General features: G+C 58.6%; 19 protein-coding genes. 10 read left to right on the top strand and 9 right to left on the bottom strand.

Features of this window, described 5'->3' with window-relative positions:
• Nucleotides 1–248 precede the first annotated feature (248 nt).
• Together BM063_RS16280 and dat are read right to left on the bottom strand one after the other, a co-directional pair.
• Complete coding sequence (locus BM063_RS16280; protein WP_092041531.1) at nucleotides 249–494, bottom strand: hypothetical protein; 246 nt, start codon at nucleotides 492–494, stop codon at nucleotides 249–251.
• Between the two features lie 52 nt (nucleotides 495–546).
• On the bottom strand, nucleotides 547–1,416 hold the full coding sequence (gene dat / locus BM063_RS16275; RefSeq protein WP_092041528.1) for a D-amino-acid transaminase: 870 nt from the start codon (nucleotides 1,414–1,416) through the stop codon (nucleotides 547–549).
• 370 nt (nucleotides 1,417–1,786) lie between these two features.
• On the opposite strand from dat, the gene BM063_RS16270 reads away from it, so the two are divergent.
• A complete protein-coding gene (locus BM063_RS16270) occupies nucleotides 1,787–5,095 on the top strand; it encodes a vitamin B12-dependent ribonucleotide reductase (protein ID WP_245752323.1) in 3,309 nt (1,102 codons plus the stop codon).
• Nucleotides 5,096–5,141: 46 nt separating this feature from the next.
• Here BM063_RS16270 and BM063_RS17795 read toward each other — a convergent pair whose 3' ends face one another.
• Nucleotides 5,142–5,795, bottom strand: a complete 654-nt coding sequence (locus BM063_RS17795; protein WP_177199238.1) for an SGNH/GDSL hydrolase family protein — start codon at nucleotides 5,793–5,795, stop codon at nucleotides 5,142–5,144.
• Nucleotides 5,796–6,088: 293 nt separating this feature from the next.
• Here BM063_RS17795 and BM063_RS16260 point away from each other — a divergent pair, with 293 nt between their 5' ends.
• On the top strand, nucleotides 6,089–6,895 hold the full coding sequence (locus BM063_RS16260) for a metallophosphoesterase (protein ID WP_092041519.1): 807 nt from the start codon (nucleotides 6,089–6,091) through the stop codon (nucleotides 6,893–6,895).
• Between the two features lie 4 nt (nucleotides 6,896–6,899).
• Here BM063_RS16260 and hutH read toward each other — a convergent pair whose 3' ends face one another.
• Nucleotides 6,900–8,432 (bottom strand): histidine ammonia-lyase, encoded by a 1,533-nt coding sequence (gene hutH / locus BM063_RS16255; protein WP_092041516.1) that lies wholly within the window; start codon nucleotides 8,430–8,432, stop codon nucleotides 6,900–6,902.
• Nucleotides 8,433–8,695: 263 nt separating this feature from the next.
• Here hutH and mntR point away from each other — a divergent pair, with 263 nt between their 5' ends.
• From mntR to BM063_RS16240, 3 genes are all read left to right on the top strand, one after another.
• A complete protein-coding gene (gene mntR / locus BM063_RS16250) occupies nucleotides 8,696–9,133 on the top strand; it encodes a transcriptional regulator MntR (RefSeq protein ID WP_092041513.1) in 438 nt (145 codons plus the stop codon).
• Nucleotides 9,134–9,204: 71 nt separating this feature from the next.
• Entirely contained in the window at nucleotides 9,205–10,182 is a 978-nt protein-coding gene (locus tag BM063_RS16245) for a patatin-like phospholipase family protein (protein ID WP_092041510.1), read from the top strand.
• Entirely contained in the window at nucleotides 10,172–10,561 is a 390-nt protein-coding gene (locus BM063_RS16240) for a protease complex subunit PrcB family protein (RefSeq protein ID WP_177199237.1), read from the top strand. The genes BM063_RS16245 and BM063_RS16240 overlap by 11 nt, the downstream gene beginning before the upstream one ends.
• Before the next feature lie 393 nt (nucleotides 10,562–10,954).
• Here the strand turns inward: BM063_RS16240 and BM063_RS16235 are convergent, their stop codons facing one another.
• Together BM063_RS16235 and BM063_RS16230 are read right to left on the bottom strand one after the other, a co-directional pair.
• A complete protein-coding gene (locus BM063_RS16235) occupies nucleotides 10,955–11,269 on the bottom strand; it encodes a hypothetical protein (protein WP_092041503.1) in 315 nt (104 codons plus the stop codon).
• A 26-nt stretch (nucleotides 11,270–11,295) separates the two neighbouring features.
• Nucleotides 11,296–12,273, bottom strand: a complete 978-nt coding sequence (locus BM063_RS16230) for a DUF1385 domain-containing protein (protein ID WP_092041500.1) — start codon at nucleotides 12,271–12,273, stop codon at nucleotides 11,296–11,298.
• Between the two features lie 182 nt (nucleotides 12,274–12,455).
• Here BM063_RS16230 and aroQ point away from each other — a divergent pair, with 182 nt between their 5' ends.
• Genes aroQ through efp form a run of 3 tightly spaced genes read left to right on the top strand, consistent with a single transcriptional unit; the run spans nucleotide 12,456 to nucleotide 14,563 of the window.
• On the top strand, nucleotides 12,456–12,962 hold the full coding sequence (aroQ, locus tag BM063_RS16225; RefSeq protein ID WP_092041538.1) for a type II 3-dehydroquinate dehydratase: 507 nt from the start codon (nucleotides 12,456–12,458) through the stop codon (nucleotides 12,960–12,962).
• Nucleotides 12,943–13,980 (top strand): M24 family metallopeptidase, encoded by a 1,038-nt coding sequence (locus BM063_RS16220; RefSeq protein WP_245752324.1) that lies wholly within the window; start codon nucleotides 12,943–12,945, stop codon nucleotides 13,978–13,980. The genes aroQ and BM063_RS16220 overlap by 20 nt, the downstream gene beginning before the upstream one ends.
• A 25-nt stretch (nucleotides 13,981–14,005) precedes the next feature.
• A complete protein-coding gene (gene efp, locus BM063_RS16215) occupies nucleotides 14,006–14,563 on the top strand; it encodes an elongation factor P (RefSeq protein ID WP_092041492.1) in 558 nt (185 codons plus the stop codon).
• Nucleotides 14,564–14,669: 106 nt separating this feature from the next.
• On the opposite strand, the gene BM063_RS16210 is transcribed toward efp, so the two are convergent.
• The 3 genes from BM063_RS16210 to BM063_RS16200 all read right to left on the bottom strand — a co-directional run bounded on the left by BM063_RS16210 (nucleotide 14,670) and on the right by BM063_RS16200 (nucleotide 17,497).
• Nucleotides 14,670–15,128, bottom strand: a complete 459-nt coding sequence (locus BM063_RS16210; protein WP_092041489.1) for a DUF441 domain-containing protein — start codon at nucleotides 15,126–15,128, stop codon at nucleotides 14,670–14,672.
• A 56-nt stretch (nucleotides 15,129–15,184) separates the two neighbouring features.
• Nucleotides 15,185–16,009: a phosphosulfolactate synthase gene (gene comA / locus BM063_RS16205; protein WP_092041486.1), complete on the bottom strand. Its 825-nt coding sequence runs from the start codon at nucleotides 16,007–16,009 to the stop codon at nucleotides 15,185–15,187.
• An 84-nt stretch (nucleotides 16,010–16,093) separates the two neighbouring features.
• Nucleotides 16,094–17,497 (bottom strand): MFS transporter, encoded by a 1,404-nt coding sequence (locus tag BM063_RS16200; protein WP_245752322.1) that lies wholly within the window; start codon nucleotides 17,495–17,497, stop codon nucleotides 16,094–16,096.
• Between BM063_RS16200 and BM063_RS16195 the strand changes: the two genes are divergently transcribed.
• Nucleotides 17,491–17,955: a CD1247 N-terminal domain-containing protein gene (locus BM063_RS16195; protein WP_092041483.1), complete on the top strand. Its 465-nt coding sequence runs from the start codon at nucleotides 17,491–17,493 to the stop codon at nucleotides 17,953–17,955. The genes BM063_RS16200 and BM063_RS16195 overlap by 7 nt on opposite strands.
• Nucleotides 17,956–18,079: 124 nt before the next feature.
• Nucleotides 18,080–18,343, top strand: a 264-nt coding sequence (locus tag BM063_RS16190; RefSeq protein ID WP_143085213.1) for a transposase, incomplete at its 3' end; no start/stop codon positions are given.

Here is an 18,343-nt window from a genome sequence, read left to right as displayed (position 1 = left end):
ATAAACGAAAAGTCGATGGTTTCATTGATTTTTCTAAGCAAGTGATCTTGGGGAACAAGGTCTTCTATGTTGACTGTTTCGGGTTGAAATTCCCTGGATGGGTTCGTCCTGAACATATAAAAACCTTCCTTCGGAATTGTTTTATTCCGAATTCAACAAAAAAGGCTGTTGACCCTTCTTTGTCAACAGCCTCAGCCCCCGACCAGGGGGCTTTTTTGATGAGAGAAAAAACCCCCGCCAGGCGGGGGTCACAGGGAATCGGGTTCTTCCGACAGAATGATCTGTTTTCCCAGTTCGATGAGTCCCACGGCTTCGAAAATGTTGACGCCGACCGTGTGGATGCAAGGATGTCCTTCCTTGTTGATCGCCACCAGCACCATTCCTTCATAGTCCTTCATCTCTTCGGTGATGTGTTGCAGGGCTTCCTCCATCTGTTTCTTCATGTCTTCTTCGCGCCCTTGAATCACGTCGAAGATGTGTTTGACGCCACCCATGGCCGGCCCCCTCCATCCGTGACTGTGTTATTGGCCCGATGAACTGGATTGATCAGCGCCTTTCACCCATTATACCATCCCTTGCTCCGCATTGACGGGCGATTTGTTCGTCAAAGGCCTGTTGCAGACGCCGGGTGACGGGGCCGGGGACGCCGGATCCGATTTTCCTGTCGTCCACGTGAGTGACGGGACAAACTTCCACCATCGTCCCCGTGATGAAGACTTCATCGGCGTCATGCAAGGCGTCGACGGAAAAGGCCTCCTCCTTCACGGGGATCCCCGCTTCGCCGGCGCATTTCAGGACGATGGCCCGGGTGATTCCGTGAAGGATCAGGTTGTCGGCGGGATGGGTGTACAGGGTGCCTTCCCTGACGATGAAGACGTTGGAGGAGCTGCCTTCGGTGACGGTGCCGTCCCGGACCAGGATGGCCTCCTTGCAGCCCTTTTCGACGGCTTCCTGTTTGGCCAGAACCGCCCCCAGCAGATTGAGGCTTTTGATGTCGCAGCGCAGCCAGCGAATGTCTTTGTGGGTGCAGGTCCGGATCCCTTCCTTCAGCATGGCCTCCGGCCGGGGCACCTCCGTTGTGTAGGCGACGAGCACGGGCTCCGCCTTTTCGGGAAACGCGTGGTTGCGGGGAGCCGGGCCGCGGGTGACCTGAAGGTAGATGGTTCCCTCCACAAGGCGGTTGGCTTCCACCAGTTGGTTGAGCTTCTCCGCCAAAAGCCCGCTGTCCCAGGGAAGGGGCAGACGGATTGCCCGGGCGCTCTTTTCCAGGCGTTCGAGATGTTCGGCGAGGTAAAAGGGTTTCCCGCCGTAGACGCGGATCACCTCATAGATGCCGTCGCCGAATTGGTAACCCCGGTCTTCGATGTCCACGGATGCTTCGCTTCGCGGGATCAATCGGTCGTTCCACAAGATCACGGTTGATTCCCCCTCGTCGGCGGATATTCATTCACCGCGCCATCAAGCCGCGGGTCTGCCGGTCCAGGCGGACGGGTCGGTCCTGCCGAACCGATGGCACTCTTCGCCATTTTCCGTCTTAATAAGTAGTTTGCCTCAAGTTCAGTTTTATCGCAACATCAAAGAAAATCCGGAAGACTCAAGGGCATGGGATGGAATTGATCCCCGCAGAAAATCAACCGGTGAATCGGTTTGATATTCCGTGGAAGAATCAGAAAGAGGCAGATAATGCGACGCCTTGTCCCGAAACCGCAAATTCCGGATTTTACACAATATGTTGTAGTGATATAATTGCATTGTGCCTACATATTGAGATCAAGGGGGAATTCCTTTGAAGATCCCACGCCGATTTACCCGCAAAGGGGAAGATCCCTATCAGTCCGTGGAGTATGAGCGGCGGGATTGCCGCATCACCAACCCGGATGGATCCGTCGTCTTCGAAATGAAGGGAGCGGAAGTTCCGAAGCACTGGTCTCAGGTTGCGTCGGACATCCTGATATCCAAGTATTTTCGCAAGGCGGGCGTTCCTCAACTGGACGAGGAGGGCAATCCCATCCTCGACGAAGAGGGACGTCCGGTGACCGGTCCGGAACGGAGCGTCAAGCAGGTGGTTCACCGCCTTGCCGGCTGTTGGAAGGACTGGGGCCAGCGGTACGGTTACTTTGATTCCGAGGAAGACGCCCAGGCCTTCTACGATGAGCTGGTCTACATGATGCTGAACCAGATGGCCGCCCCCAACTCCCCCCAGTGGTTCAACACCGGGCTCCATTACGCCTACGGCATCTCCGGCAAACCGCAGGGGCATTATTACGTGGACCCGGAAACGGAGGAGTTGAAGCAGGGGGAAGACGCCTACAGCCGGCCGCAGCCCCATGCCTGTTTCATCCAGTCCGTCGAGGATGATCTGGTCAACGAGGGCGGCATCATGGATCTGTGGCTGCGGGAGGCCCGCCTCTTCAAATACGGAAGCGGCACGGGGACGAACTTTTCCAACATCCGCGGGAAAGGGGAGCCCTTGTCCGGCGGAGGGACTTCGTCGGGGCTGCTCTCCTTCCTGAAGATCGGAGACCGGGCGGCCGGGGCCATCAAGTCGGGGGGCACCACCCGACGGGCGGCGAAAATGGTCTGCCTCGACCTGGATCACCCGGATGTGGAGGAGTTCATCAACTGGAAATCGGAGGAGGAGAAGAAGGTTCGGGCCCTCATCCGCGCCGGATACGATCCCTCCTTCAACGGCGAGGCGTACGATACCGTCTCGGGGCAGAATTCCAACAACTCGGTGCGCATTCCCCACGAATTTTTCCACGCGCTGCAGGAGGACGGCGGCTGGGCCTTGAAATATAGGACCACCGGAAAGGTCAAGAAGGTGGTCCGCGCCAAGGAATTGTGGAATCAGATCGGACAGGCCGCCTGGGAGTGCGCCGATCCGGGCGTCCAGTACGACGGGACGATCAATGAATGGCACACCTGCCCCGGCGGGATGGACGGACAGGTGGGTGCCCGCCACAACCGGATCAACGCCTCCAATCCTTGCAGCGAATACATGTTTTTGGACAACACCGCCTGCAACCTGGCCTCTCTCAACCTGATGAAGTTTTACGACGCCGAGACCCGGACCTTCGACATTCCGTCCTTCAAACACGCGGTTCGCCTGTGGACGATCGTGCTGGAGATCTCCGTCCTGATGGCCCAATACCCCTCCAAGGAGATTGCCAGGCGGTCGTACGAGTACCGCACGCTGGGACTGGGCTATGCCAATATCGGGACCCTTTTGATGGTGTCGGGAATTCCCTACGATTCCGAGGAGGCCTTGGCCATCACCGGGGCCATCACCGCGCTGATGACCGGCACCGCCTACGTCACCTCGGCGGAAATGGCCAAAGAGCTGGGGCCCTTCAAGGCGTTCCCCGTCAACCGGGAGCACATGCTCAGGGTGATCCGCAATCACCGCCGTGCGGCCTACAACGCACCGGAGGAGGAGTATGAAGGATTGACCATCAAGCCGATGGGAATTCATCCGACGAAATGTCCCCCGGATCTGCTCAAGGCCGCGCGGGAGAGCTGGGATGAAGCCCTGGAAATGGGTGAAAAATACGGCTATCGCAACGCGCAGACCACCCTCATCGCGCCCACGGGAACGATCGGCCTGCTGATGGATTGCGACACCACCGGCATCGAGCCCGATTTTGCCCTGGTCAAATTTAAAAAACTGGCGGGCGGAGGATATTTCAAGATCGCCAACCGGTCGATCCGTCCCGCCCTCAAGAATCTCGGTTACAGCCCCGAGCAGATCGAGGACATTCTCCGGTACGTGATGGGAACCCTCTCCCTGGAGGGAGCGCCCCACATCAACCGGGAGACGCTCAAGGAAAAGGGGTTCACCGACGAGGATCTGGAAAAGGTGGAGAAGGCCCTGCCCACGGTGTTTGAGCTTCCCTACGCCTTCAACGTGTGGATCTTGGGGGAAGAGTGCCTGAAGCGGCTGGGATTCAAGCCCGAAGAGTACCGTGCTCCGGGGTTCAACCTGCTGAAGGAGCTGGGATTCAGCCAGCGGGAGATCGATGAAGCCAATGACGTGATCTGCGGGATGATGACCATCGAAGGGGCGCCGCACCTGAAGGAGGAACATTATCCCGTCTTTGACACGGCCAATCCCTGCGGCAAACACGGGAAACGGTTCATTCACTACATGGGTCACCTGCGGATGATGGCCGCGGCCCAATCCTTCCTGAGCGGCGCGATCTCCAAGACGATCAACATGCCCGCCGACGCCACCGTGGACGACATTCTGGACGCCTACGAGCAGGGATGGCGTCTGGGGCTGAAAGCCGTGGCGCTTTATCGGGACGGTTCGAAGAGCTCGCAACCGCTGAATGCCCGGAGTGAGAACAGAGAGGATGAAGAAGCGGAGGCGCTTTCCTCCGGCGTCCCCGCCGCCGCGACGAAGCTGACGGAAATTTACGCGACGGGACACGTGCCCAGCGTCCGTCGCCGACTTCCCCGCAAGCGGGATGGATTCACGCAGGAAGCGCGGATTGCCGGCCAGAAGATTTTCGTCCGCACAGGGGAATACGAAGATGGTTCCCTCGGAGAGATTTTCATCGACATGCACAAGGCGGGCAGCACGATGCGGGGGCTGTTGGACGCCTTTGCCGTGGCGGTGTCCCTCGGCCTGCAGCACGGTGTGCCGCTGGAGAAGTATGTCGATTCGATGACTTTCACCCGGTTTGAACCGGCGGGACCGGTGGATCACCCCAACATCAAGATGGCAACGTCGGTCATCGATTACGTTTTCCGGATGCTCGGGATGGAGTATCTGGGCCGGACCGACTTTGTGCAGGTTCCGCCGAAGAAGGAAGAACTGAGAATGTACGCCAACCGCTTCAAGAAGGAGCGGGTCCGCCGGAAAGAGCAGGAGGCGGCGGATGCCCGGGCGAGTCAGGAATTGGATCAGGGATACAGAGAGGTGACCGGAAGCCTCGCGGGAGAGGAGCGGGGCGGCGTGACTCCCCAGGACAATCTGGATGCGATTCGGGCCAGCAGCGGCGCCCCCCTGTGCATCGAATGCGGAGGCATGACCAAGCGCAACGGTTCCTGCTATGTCTGCCTCGATTGCGGGGCGACCACCGGTTGTTCCTGAAGAAAACGTCCGTGCCCGTGCCGATTTCCGGCACGGGGCTCTCTTTTTAAGGATCGATTTTTTCCCACACCGCTTCGGCGATGATCCGGTGCCCCTCTCCGTTGGGATGGATCGGGTTTCCCCCGAACAGCCGGTAATCGGAAAGGGTGCCCGTCCGGTAGCCGTAAATCAGGAAGGGTTCCTTTCCCAAGAAACGATCGCAGATGTCGACGACGGGAACGTTCCACCGGGCGGCCACCCCGTCGATGATGGCGTTCATTTCGCGCACCCATCGGACGGCCAGGGGAGACAGGGGGAAGGGATTGTACAGGTTGAGAACAAGCAGGGGACCGGGGTTTGCGCGGCGAATCATGCCGATCAGATTGTTCAGATTGAGGCTGTATAGGTGCAGGGAGCGGGGGATCGCGTCCGGTCGGCGGAGGAGGTTCATTTTCAGATAGGCGTGGAGAAGGTCGTTTCCCCCGATGCAGAGCGTCATCAGATCCGCCCGCCGGAGAGCGGACCGAAAAAAGGGAGAGAAGGTCATGTAAAACAGGAGATCACCGCTGGTTGCCCCTTTTTTTCCGCAGTTGGCAACCCATACGCGCGGAATGCGGGAACCGAGACGAAAGCCCAGCAGTTCCACATAGCCGCGCCGGTGAGGAGCATTGTAACCCGCCGTGATCGAATCGCCGAAGGCCACGTAATGAAAGGGTCTCAATCGCGTTCTCCCCTTTCCCCCGAAGGCGTCAGGAACAGGTCCCCGGAAGCATGCGTTCGATGACGGGGATGTGAGAAAAAGGGGCGCTTCGGATAAGCAAAGCGCCCCTCTGCGTCCGGTGGGATGGTTTGCAGCGCTTTGTGGCGGAAGGTTCTTCCCTTCCCGCTGTTGTTGAACCGTTGCTTCAGGATATTTTATGATGGGGAAGGCAGCGGAGACAGGGCAGTTGTTGCCCGTTTCAGCCGATTCCGGCGCGCATGATGGCCGGCCGTTTCGGGTAAGGAGATGTTGAGTTGTCTCGTTTTGACGGCCGCCCTTTACGAATCCGGTGGAAGGACGGGGTATGGCAAGTGGCGATATTTGCGATCAGCGATCTTCATCTTTCCTTCAACAAACCGACGGGATTGTTCGATGTGGATCATGAGAAAGACGTGTACAAGCCGATGGACGTTTTCGGATGGGAGCGCCATTACGAGAAAATCCGCGATGCCTGGCTGGAGACGGTGGGGGAAGAGGACACCGTATTGATTCCCGGGGATATCAGCTGGGGCATGAAGTTGGAGGAGGCGCGCCACGATTTCGAGTGGATCTCCCAGCTTCCGGGACGAAAGGTGATGTCCCCCGGCAATCATTGCTATTACGCCCAGAGCAAAAAAAAGGTGCGGCAGGCCCTGCCGGAGGGCATGGAATGGATCGACGCGGACTACACCGTCGTCGAGGGAGTGGCCGTCGCCGGCACAAGGGGTTGGATCCTTCCCGGGGACAGGTACTGGGATGAGGAACGGGACCGGAAAATCTACGAGCGGCAGGTGGGCCGCCTTCGACTGGCGCTGGAGGCGGCGGCGCGGAATTGTCCCGACCTGCCCCGGGTGGCGATGCTTCACTTTCCCCCGGTCACGCGCAAAATCACCGCTTCCGGTTTTCTGGAGGTGATGAAGGAGTTTGATGTGCAAACCTGCGTTTACGGCCATTTGCACGGGGAAGCCCACAAGGAGTCGGTGGAAGGCGAGTTTGAGGGAATCTACCTTCAGCTGGTTTCCTGCGATTATCTGAACTTTCGTCCCGTTCCCCTCCATTTGGAGGCGGCATCCGCCCGCTGACCCGTCAAAGGGTCAAGGGGACGGCCTGCCGCACTTTCTCCACCAGGACCCCTTCTTCGATCAGCCGTGCGGCTTCTTCGATGTCGGGGGTTCCTTCCCGGTCCTCCGTCAAGGGGGGAACGCGGTCGCGGAGCAGGCGATGGGCGATTCGGGTTCCCAATCCCGGCGTTTTTCCGGCGAATTCCAACGCCTGGGCGGCGCACAGGTATTCGATGGCCAACACCCGGGTCACGTTGTGCACGACCGATTGCAGTTTTCTGGCGCCGATGGCCCCCATGCTCACATGATCCTCCTGGTTGGCGGAGGAAGGAATGGAATCGACGGAAGCCGGGTGACAGAGGGTTTTGTTTTCCGACACCAGGGAGGCTGCCACGTACTGCAGGATCATGTAACCCGAATGCAGGCCGCCCCTGCGGGTGAGAAAGGGAGGGAGACCGCTCAAGTTCGGGTTGACCAGCCGTTCTGTCCTGCGTTCGGAAATGTTGGCCAGCTCCGCCAGGGCGATGGCCAGAAAATCGGCGGCGAGGGCAACGGGCTGACCGTGGAAATTTCCTCCCGAAATCACCAGATCCTCCTCGGGAAAGAGGAGGGGATTGTCCGTGGCCGCGTTCATCTCCCGTGTGATCACGCTCTCCACATACCGGAAAGCATCCTTGGAAGCGCCGTGAACCTGGGGCATGCACCGCAGACTGTAGGCGTCCTGTACGCGTTTTTGTCCGGGCCGGCTGACCAATTGGCTTTCGCGAATCAACGAGCGCAAGTTGTCCGCGGTGACGATCTGTCCCCGGTGCCCCCGCACTTTTTGCAGGAGGGGATGAAAGGCCTGGGGGATGCCGCCGAGGGCTTCCAGGGTCATCGCTCCGATAATGTCGGCGGAGAGCAAAAGCCGCTTGGAAGCGACCAATGCCAAAGCGGCCAAACTGGTCATCATCTGGGTTCCGTTGATCAGGGCCAGCCCCTCCTTGGCCTCCAGTTGAACAGGGGACAGTCCGGCCAGACGGAGGGCCTGGTCGGACGGCATCCGCTCTCCCCGGTACCACACTTCCCCCTTGCCGAGAAGGGGAAGGGCCATGTGGGCGAGGGGAGCGAGATCTCCGCTGGCTCCCAGGGAACCCTGGGAGGGAATGCACGGGTGAATCCCCCGGTTCAACAGATCGACTAGTCGTTGCACGACGGCGGGACGGATCCCGGAAAATCCCTTGGCCAAGGCGTTGGCCCGCAGCAGCATCATGCCCCGGACGGCCTCTTCGGGCAGGGGTTCCCCCACTCCGCAGGCGTGACTGCGGATCAGATTGAGCTGCAGTTTGGCCGATTGATCGCACTTGATGACCGTGTCGCTGAATTTCCCGAAACCGGTGGTGATGCCGTAGACGATCTGTTTTTCAAGAACCAGCCGTTCCACCATCCGCCGGGACGATTCCATCCGCTCGATCGCCTTCGGATCGAGAACCACCGGGCGGCGGTGGAAGACCGCATCGGCGAAGTCCTCCAGGGTCAAGGCTTCGCCGCTCAATACGAGGGCGGGTTGCCGATTCATGGGAGCGCTTTCCTCCTTTATCAGTGCAAAGTGACACGAGGAAGGGGGGATCAGGTTGAAAAACCCAATCCCCCCTTTCGGATCCCTTTCGGAATATGTCTGATGGACATATAATTGTAAGCGATTCCTCCGCACTTTGCAAGCGGAGGAATGACCGGCGGGTTTTTTGGTTAAAACGGGATGTGAGCTTTGGTTATTTTATGATAAAATAAAAACTCAGCAGAGCCGATATTATTGTTCGCAAGTGACAGGGGGTCAGTTTCATGCCAACGCCCAGCATGGAAGATTATTTGGAGAATATTTACAAACTGATCAATCAAAAGGGATATGCCAGGATATCGGATATCGCCGAAGCGTTGGAGGTCCACCCTTCTTCCGTAACCAAGATGGTCCAAAAGCTGGATCGAGGGAAATATCTGGTTTATGAGAAATATCGGGGTTTGGTGCTGACCCCCAAGGGCCAGAAAATGGGCAAGCGGTTGGTGGACCGCCATCAACTGTTGGAGGAGTTTTTGCGGATTATCGGTGTCAGCGAGGAATTGATCTACGACGACGTGGAGGGGATTGAGCACCATCTCAGCTGGGATTCGATCACGTGCATTGAATACCTGGTCCAGTATCTGAAGCAAAATCCGGAGCGGATCGCCGAGTTGCGGGCCCTGAAGGAAGCGGGAGAAATGGAGGAGGACGTCAACCCTTGAGGGAATCGTTCCCCCCGATGCATAAGTTTTTAAGTGGGGGATGATTCGCAAGATTCAGGGAGGGGTTGCCCGTGTGGGCGGATGCCGTGTTTGAAGGCGGCGGAGTAAAGGCGGTCGCGTTGGTCGGGGCGCTGCAGGTGGCGGAGGAAAAGGGGTTCGGCTGGAAGCAGCTGGCCGGAGCGTCGGCGGGGGCGATCATCGCGTCGCTGCTGGCCGCGGGCTATCGGGCAGAAGAACTGGCCGAGCTGATGATCAGGGAGGATTTTGGGCAATTTCTGTCCAAGACCTGGGTTCACCGCATTCCGTACCTGGGCCCCGCTTCCCGCCTGCTGGTGAAGAAGGGGCTTTATTCCGGCCGTCCGCTGGAACAGTGGATCGGAAAGTTGCTCGAAAAAAAGGGGGTCCGGACCTTCGCCGATCTGAAAGATCGGAAGCTCCGCATCATTGCGTCGGATATCAGCCGGGGGGCGCTCCTGGTGCTGCCGAAGGATCTGGAGGAATACGGATATCCCGCCGAACGGCTGACGGTGGCCCGCGCCGTGCGAATGAGTTGCAGCATCCCGTATTTTTTTGATCCGGTCAAGATTTGGTACCGGCCGTCAAAACGGGTGAGCTACATTGTCGATGGCGGCTTGTTGAGCAATTTTCCGGTCTGGTTGTTTGACAGGGACCGGCCCCGCTGGCCCACCTTCGGTTTTCGCCTCATTTCGGAGACGGAGGGGCAACCCCGCGAGATACACGGTCCGATTTCCCTGTTCCGCGCAATGTTTCTGACAATGATGGAAGCCCATGACAACCGGCATATCAAGGAGCAGGACCGGCTCCGGACCATTCAGGTTCCGGTCTCGGGCGTCGGGATGACGGATTTTCACATCTCCCGCGAGAAGCGGCAAGCGCTGTACGAGGCGGGAAGGAAGGCCGCAGAAGCCTTCTTCGACAAATGGAAATTTTCGGATTATTTGGCCATGCGCCTCGGCTCTTCGCCGGTCCGTTACACGATGCGCCCGGCGCCCGAGGTGGAAGGGGATGTGGCTGAGCATGGGGGATAAGCAAAGGGAACCGGTTCCATTCCAATTGATCTCCCGGGATGAGGAAAAAAAACTTCCCGCATCCGTGGTCCAATGGGTTGCCTCCACCAAGGAGAAGCGGGGGATTCATTTTTTTGCCCATGCCGATCGGCGGTATTTGCTCATCACTGCGGGGATTCGTCCCAATCCGGGTTACCGCCTCACCCTTTCCCAAGTCCGGTCCGGCAAGCAGGGGTGGGAGATCGTCGTCAAGGAGTCGGCGCCCCAGCCAGGGCGGTTTTATCCTCAGGTCCTCGTCGTTCCCTATTTGCTGGGAGAAGTTCGGAAGACGGTCAAAGTGATCGAAGAGAGCACGGGCAAACCCTTCGGTGAAGATTCGGCCCCCGGTCCCTTGCGGTGATCGGATTTTGAGGGCCCCCGCAGCCTGCCCCGGATTCCGTTCTGCGGGCGTAAAGCCCTGTTGATCCTCGGATCAGCAGGGCTTTGATCATGATGAAAACGGCGAGGGATATCCGGAGGACCGGTTCGCCTGCGCCATGGGATCCGGGAAGCGATTGCCGCGGATGCCCGGACGCCTGCGGATATCGCGCTCTGGACGGGCGGATGTCGTTCGGCGGGGACGCGACTGATCCGGATTTCTCCGCCGGTCGGCCTCAAGGGGGGTGAACGCCGCTGTCCTTGGCGGCAAGTCTTGTCCGCCGCGGGATGTGATAAGGGGCGATTTTCCTCGAATCGGTTCCGAAAAAAAGACCGCCGCCTTTAGGGCGGCGGGTTCAATTCACTTGCTTTGCCTTTAACGGGTGCTGGTGTTGGTTGTTTTCCCCCGGGGATTTTTCGCTTTTTTTCCTTCGATCACCCGGAGGCGGGGTCTTTCTTTGGCACTTCGCTTGCCGCTGCGGGGAAGGGGTTTTCCCGAAGGATAGGGGCGCGTCGGATGGGTAAAGCGCATCAACCATCGGGGGGGATGTTTGTAGAGAAAGTAGATGATCCCCACCAACAGCAGGGGGAAGAGAATGGCCCCGGGTTTTTGGCCGAAAACGTGCAGCACCCCGACCCCGATCAGCGCGTAAACGGTGTAGCGCCAGATTTTCCACTTTCGACCGTACATTCGACCAACCTCATTTCCCCAGGGGTTCATTGCAGGTCGAGCCGGGTCGTCCCGAACGAAACCTTGGAGGAGACGGCGGATTTTTCGGCATACAGGCGATCCAGGCTGCGCATGCGTTCAAAGGCGGCGATGGCCACTTCCACCTGATCGTCCCGAGGTTCGCGGGTGGTCAATTTTTGAAGCCACAGTCCCGGATAGCCGAGGTAGCTGAGGATGGGAATGTCCCGCACCGCGTTGGTGAAACGCAGCATTTCATAGGACAATCCGACGACGACAGGCAAGAGCAGCAGTCGGGTGACGATCCGATCCCACACGTTTTCATAGCTGAAGAAAGAGTAGACGACCACCCCGATCAGAATCGTGAGCACGATGAAACTGCTTCCGCATCGGTAGTGGAGGGTGGATCGCTGCTGAACATTGTCTACAGTTAATTCTACCCCTGCCTCATAGGCGTTAATCACCTTGTGTTCGGCCCCGTGATACTGAAACAGGCGCTTGATGGCCGGTGCCTGGGAAATGAGGAACAGATACCCCAGAAGCAACAGGGTCTTGATCCCGCCTTCGATCAGGTTTTGGACGATCAGATTGCTGACGAAACGGTCAAACAGGACGCTGGCCAAAAAGGCGGGCAGGGCGGTGAACAGCGCTTTGCCGAACAAAAGGGACAATACGCCGGCGACGGCGACGCCCAGAATCATTTCCAGCTGGGAGGCGGATCCGCCCTTTTCGCCGTCGGAGCGGTCCGGAGCCTCATCCAGTTCGTACCGCTCGGAGGCGAAATGTAGGTGCTTGGCCCCCGAGATGCCGGCTTCGATCAGGGCGACCATTCCCCGGACGAAGGGAATCCTGCGCAGGGTCCGGAGGAAAGGGGAAGGCCGGCTGATGGTTTCATAGGTTTCAATCCGGCCGTCCTTTCGCCGGATGGCCGTCACCTGAACGTAGCGTCCGCCGAACATGACGCCTTCGATCACGGCTTGGCCGCCGTAGGCCACGGGCTTGTTCATATCGCAACCACCACTGGGCAAAGGATTGTGACCCGGGAATGTTTCCCGGGCAGTATGGAAATGCAAATCTCTCCCTCATTTTAACACAAATCGGACGAAAGGCGGAGCGGACGAACAAAAGCGATCCTCTCGGAGGAGATTTTGTGATAAAATGGCTGGCAGAAACGAGAGGAGGGGGGCGTGTGGCTCGCATTCTCATCTTGAACGGCCCCAACCTGAATCGATTGGGGCGGCGGGAACCGGACATATACGGACGGGTTTCCCTGGACGAGTTGAATGAGCGGCTCCGGGTCCGGGCGAGATCCTGGGGGTTGGAAGTGGAGTGCTTTCAATCCAACCATGAAGGGGAATTGATCGACCGGATCCACGCCGCCGAGGGCGCCTTCGATTACATAATCATCAATCCGGGAGCTTTCACCCATTACAGCTATGCGATCCGGGACGCCCTCGCCTCCGTGAATGTGCCCTTCGTCGAAGTCCACCTGTCCAATGTGCATGCCCGGGAATCCTTCCGGTCCCATTCGGTGACCGCTCCGATCAGCGACGGGCAGATTGTGGGCTTTGGCCCGCTCGGATACGAGCTCGCCCTGTACGCGGCGGCGGTGAGGTTGGGCGCTTTGCAGAGGGGGGATTCCATTGAAGGAACGGCTGGTCCGTCTGCGGGCGAAGATGTCGGAAAAGGGCCATGAGGCCCTGCTGATCAGCCATCCCGTCAACCGGCGCTATATCACGGGTTTTACCGGAACGGCGGGGATGGCGCTGGTCACGGACAGGGACGCGGTCCTGGTCACCGATTTTCGTTATGTGACCCAGGTGAAACAGCAGTCGCCCCATTTTGAAGTGTATCGCCATGACGGCGACATTTTTCAGGCCGTCGCCGATCTGTGCCGGAAGCGGGGTTTGAAGTCCCTGGCCTTCGAGCAGGATCATTTAACCTACGGGGAAGTGGAAAAACTAAAGAAGTCCTTGGGGGACATCATCGCGGTGCCCACGAGCCGCGTGGTGGAGTCCCTCCGGGCGGTGAAGGACGAAGGGGAACGGGATGCGATCAGGAAAGCGGCGGCGATCGCCGACCGGGCCTTTGAGCGCATTCTGGAGGAGCTTCGTCCCGGCCGGACGGAACGGGAGATCGCCCTGCGCCTCGAGTTCATGATGCGGGAGATGGGGGCGGATGGCGCCTCCTTTGACATCATTGTGGCCTCCGGTCCCCGATCGGCTCTTCCCCACGGTGTGGCCAGCGACCGGGTGTTGGAAAAGGGGGATCTGGTGACTCTCGATTTCGGGGCCTCATATCGCGGATACTGTTCCGACATTACCCGGACGGTGGTGCTGGGAGAGCCGAATGACGCACAGCGGAGGATCTACGAAACGGTCAGGGAGGCCCAGCAGGCCGCCGTCGATGCGATCCGGCCCGGCATGACCGGAAAAGAAGCGGACCGGGTGGCCAGGGACCGGATCAAGGCGTCTGGATACGAGAAATACTTTGGTCACGGAACCGGCCACGGCCTGGGCATGGAAGTCCACGAGGCGCCGAGGCTTTCCCCGAGGGGTGAGGAAATCCTGGAGCCGGGGATGGTAGTGACGGTGGAACCGGGGATCTACCTTCCCGAATTCGGGGGCGTCCGCATCGAGGACGACGTGATCGTCACGGAGGACGGAAGAGAAGTGCTCACACAAAGCCCGAAACATCTCATCGTGATCCAATAGGGACAGAGAGCAAGGAGGATGAATCATGATCTCAACCAACGATTTTCGCGTGGGATTGACGATTGAGCTGGACGGGGAAGTCTGGCAGGTGATGGAGTTTCAACACGTGAAGCCCGGAAAAGGGGCGGCCTTTGTCCGTTCGAAACTGCGCAATCTCCGCAACGGAAACATCCAGGAGCGGACCTTCCGGGCGGGAGAGAAGGTCCCCCGCGCCCACGTGGAGACGCGGCAGATGCAATATCTGTACGAAAGCGGCGGCGAATACACCTTCATGGACAACGAAACCTACGAGCAGGTCAGCCTGCCGAGGGAGCGGCTGGAGCGGGAAGTCAAATTTCTCAAGGAAAACATGAACGTCAACCTGGTCATATACAAGGGGGAGACGATCGGGATCCAGCTGCCCAACACCGTGGAGTTGGAAGTGGTGGAGACCGAACCCGGAATCAAGGGGGATACGGCGACGGGCGGCAGCAAACCGGCCAAACTGGAGACGGGATTGGTCGTCCAGGTTCCTCTGTTCGTGCAGGAGGGGGACCGGCTGATCATCGACACCCGGAGCGGAGAGTACGTCTCCCGGGCGTGAGGCGATCCTGCGATCAGGTTTCATCACAAGAGGGAGTGTGCCTCGGGCGCACTCCCTCTTGTGCGTTCCTAAAGGGATAGCTCCGGCCCTTCCCCGGGACCGCTTTTTATCTGGACCAAATCCAGGTGAGCACCTTGAGCAGAAAGGCGGTGATTCCCGCGGCCATCAAGGGGCCGACGGGAATTCCCCTCAACATGACGATCCCGATGATGGATCCGATCACCAGCCCGATGATCAGCTGGGGATCCATCTTGAGAAGATCCAATCCCTTCCCGTTCATGTAGGTTGCCAGCATACCCCCGATGATGGCCAGGATTCCGGGGAGGGAGGTGAACATGGAAGTGATCTCCTTGACGGAAATCCGCCCTGCGGCAAAGGGGACCAGGACGGCGATGGTGAGAAACAAAAGTCCCAATTCCAACCCGCGCCTTTCCACGGTGGGAAAAAATCGTTCCAGATGGGTCAATTTCAGGATGAGCAACAGGCTGGCGGCGGTGGAAATGATGGGAGAGCGTCCGATCAATCCGATGATGATGAGGATGACGAGGAACAGATCCGGATTCATGGGCATCCCCTGTCCGAGGTGTTTGCTACCACCTTATGTTTGAAGGGGACAAATTATTAGCTTTCCAACAGCCCGACCTCCTGTTTTTGCATGCCGAAGTGGAAGGTGTCCGCACGCAGCCCGCGGCGGAGAGATTCCACGGCGAGCGCTTCCTGTGAAGGAACGTTACCCAGATTGACGCCGGGTCCCAGAAGTCGCAGGAGGTGCGCCTGCTGGCTTTTTTTGGGGGCTTCCCAGATCAGGCGGCCTGTATCGATCCGTTCCCGGATGCGGAGAACGAAATCTTCATCCAGGTTTCCTTTGGAGTCGTAGATTCCGACGTTTTCCCCCGATTCCCGACCTTCCACGATGACGTAGGAAGCTCCGTCCTCCAGGTCCCGGATGTAGGTTTCGACGAGGAGATCGACCGGGATGACGGAGCCCGCTTTCTTTTTGCCGATCTCCGTGATCACCTGAAATCCCTTCGCCTTGGCCGCCCGGATGATCCGGCTCCGTTCCGCCGGGGACAGAGAGATGGTCCCGTCGGAAATTTCGATCCATTCAAACCCCATCTCCCGGAGGGTGTCCATATAGGCAAGCCATTTGTTTTGGCTTTTGGCCACCTCGAAAAAGGTGCCTCCCGGGTAGAGGCGCACGCCGAAGGCGCGCGCCAGTTCGATCTTCCGGGTCAGGAGGGGGACGGGGGTGAGACCGGCGGTGCCGAATCCCAGTTTGATCCAATCGATGTGATCGGAGGCTGTCTCCAGCAGATCGAGAAAGGCGGACATCCCCAATCCCTTGTCCAGCACCATGGTCAATCCCTCGCTGCGCGGCTTGGCCGGCCGGCTCAAGGTGGGATCCGTCAGCTTCGGATCCCAAAAGATTTCCTTGTTCCGTTTCATCGGCTTTCCCTCGCTTCCTTATTTCCTGCCCAAACCAGATCTCTTTTCATGTTATGCGGAAGCGCCCGGCGAGTGCCCAGAAAGTCAGGTGGGTTGCAACCCCTTTTTGCGAAGGAGGACGCGGGTTTGTCCGCCCTTTCCCCGGAGAAGGCCCGTTTGCCGGATGGTTTTCAGGGCGAGGACGCCCGACAGGGCGGCCAGGCCGCTGGCTGTCAGGAACAGCAGGAAGCGATGGCTTTCCAACGCTCCGAAGACCGGGGGGCCGATCGCCACTCCCAAAAAGCGAACACTGCCGTACAGGGAGGTGACAATCCCCCGTTCCTCGGAGCCGACGGCGGAGGTGATCAGGGTGTTGAGGCTGGGAAGGACCAGTCCGCTGCCGATGCCGATCAGCACGAGAAGTCCCAGGAGCACATAGGTGTTGGTGAAAAAGGGGATCACCGCCAGCGCCAGGGCGATGGCAAACAATCCGCCGCCGATAAACAGTCGCATCCGGCGCGTTTTTTGGCGGATGTGCCCGCCTGTCCAATAGGAGGTGGAACTCATGGCCAGCAGGGGAACCGCCAGGATCAGCCCTTTCAGGATGCCGTCGATCCGGTATTTGGCTTCCAGGATGTCCGACAGGTGGAAAAGGACGCCGAACAGGATGAAGAGCGTGACCGCCCCGGCCAAAAAGGCGGCGAGCAGCCATTTCCCCTGTCTTTTCCATGTTTTTTTGAGGTGCCTTCCGTATTGGGCGATCGGGGGAATCTGGCCGGTCCGCTCCGGTTCCTTCACGAAGATCCACAGGGCGAAGGCGGCGGGGAGAATGAGGATCGGGAAGGCGAAATATACCGCGTACCAGGCGATGAGGGCGAGCAAAGCGCCGAAGATGGGGCTGAGCACTTTCCCCATGCCGTTGGAGGCTTCGAGGATTCCCAGGGCCTTGCTCCGCTTTTCCCCGCGGTACAGGTCGCTGACCAGGGCCATGGCGATGGGGGCGGTGCCGGCGGCTCCGATTCCCTGGAGGATTCGCCCGGCCAGCATGGTCATGTATGAACCCGCAGTGGAGGCAAAACCCGCCAGCATCCCGCCTGCGCCGTACAGCAGCAGGCTGGGAATGATCACCTTTTTTCTCCCGAACCGATCCGAGAGGACGCCGGAGATCGGGATGACCACTCCGGCGGGGATGGAAAACAGGGTGATCAAGAGGCTGACCTGCAGTTGGGAAATGTTCAGCTCCGACCGGATCTCGGGCAGGACGGGAATCAGCATGGAATTGCCGAGGACCATGAGCAGGGGAATGATGCTCAAGGTGAGGAGGACCACCCAAAAGCCGCGGCGCTGCTCCTTTCTCTCTTGGGATTGAAACAAGGACGTCACCTCGCTCCATCGGTGGTGCTTCTTTTTAGGGTAACCAAAACGGCTTTTCGTATCAGGGGTATTCGCGAAGGATCCTGCGGTGACAATAACGGTGAAGCTGAATAAGGAGGGATCCAGCCATGGCAACTTCCTTCGAACGCCTGAGGCGGGAGTTGGCCTACCTGAAGGGGATGACCGAAGGAGAGGAGCGGGATCACCGGGTGAGCCCCCGGGCGTTTCACCGCCTCATCGAGCTTCTCGACGAGTGGATGGAAGAGACGGAACAGTTGAGCCGCAGGCAGGAGGAGCTGGAGGAGTACGTGGAGGCGATTGACGAGGATCTGAATGACTTGGAGTTGACCGTCTATGATGAGGAAGATCTAGAAGAGGAAAATGCCGGTTATTTGAAGGTGGAGTGTCCTAAGTGCCGGGAGGATGTCTGGGTTGACGAGAAGGTGCTGGATGATGATTCCGTGGAGGAAGTGATTTGCCCCGACTGCCGCACGGTGCTTCTGGTCAACCGGGAAGAAGAAGAGCGGCGAAAGGGAGGGGCGAAGAGGGAATACGGAAGAAAGGAGGAGGCGGAGCAGACGCATATCAACTGACCTGTGCCCATCCTCCTTATGCAAAATTCGGAGCGGCTTGGCCGCTCGAGGCTGTTGACAAAGAAGGGTCAACAGCCTTTTTTGTTGAATTCGGAATAAAACAATTCCGAAGGAAGGTTTTTATATGTTCAGGACGAACCCATCCAGGGAATTTCAACCCGAAACAGTCAACATAGAAGACCTTGTTCCCCAAGATCACTTGCTTAGAAAAATCAATGAAACCATCGACTTTTCGTTTATCGCGGAAAAATGCCGCCCCTTGTATTGTCAAGATAATGGGCGTCCTTGCATCGATCCGGTCATGCTGTTCAAAATGCTTTTGATCGGTTATTTGTACGGAATTCGTTCGGAAAGACGCCTCATTGAGGAAATCCGGGTCAACATCGCC

The organism is Planifilum fulgidum, from assembly GCF_900113175.1.
GTDB lineage: Bacteria > Bacillota > Bacilli > Thermoactinomycetales > DSM-44946 > Planifilum > Planifilum fulgidum.
This window is presented reverse-complemented; position numbering and strand designations above follow the sequence as displayed.

Bases quoted from the DNA above. Each gene is read 5' to 3' on its own strand.
- BM063_RS16280 (WP_092041531.1), bottom strand. From the start codon at position 494: ATGGGTGGCGTCAAACACATCTTCGACGTGATTCAAGGGCGCGAAGAA.
- hutH (WP_092041516.1), bottom strand. From the start codon at position 8,432: ATGAATCGGCAACCCGCCCTCGTATTGAGCGGCGAAGCCTTGACCCTG.
- mntR (WP_092041513.1), top strand. From the start codon at position 8,696: ATGCCAACGCCCAGCATGGAAGATTATTTGGAGAATATTTACAAACTG.
- BM063_RS16240 (WP_177199237.1), top strand. From the start codon at position 10,172: ATGGGGGATAAGCAAAGGGAACCGGTTCCATTCCAATTGATCTCCCGG.
- BM063_RS16235 (WP_092041503.1), bottom strand. From the start codon at position 11,269: ATGTACGGTCGAAAGTGGAAAATCTGGCGCTACACCGTTTACGCGCTG.
- BM063_RS16230 (WP_092041500.1), bottom strand. From the start codon at position 12,273: ATGAACAAGCCCGTGGCCTACGGCGGCCAAGCCGTGATCGAAGGCGTC.
- BM063_RS16220 (WP_245752324.1), top strand. From the start codon at position 12,943: ATGTCGGAAAAGGGCCATGAGGCCCTGCTGATCAGCCATCCCGTCAAC.
- efp (WP_092041492.1), top strand. From the start codon at position 14,006: ATGATCTCAACCAACGATTTTCGCGTGGGATTGACGATTGAGCTGGAC.
- BM063_RS16210 (WP_092041489.1), bottom strand. From the start codon at position 15,128: ATGAATCCGGATCTGTTCCTCGTCATCCTCATCATCATCGGATTGATC.
- comA (WP_092041486.1), bottom strand. From the start codon at position 16,009: ATGAAACGGAACAAGGAAATCTTTTGGGATCCGAAGCTGACGGATCCC.
- BM063_RS16195 (WP_092041483.1), top strand. From the start codon at position 17,491: ATGGCAACTTCCTTCGAACGCCTGAGGCGGGAGTTGGCCTACCTGAAG.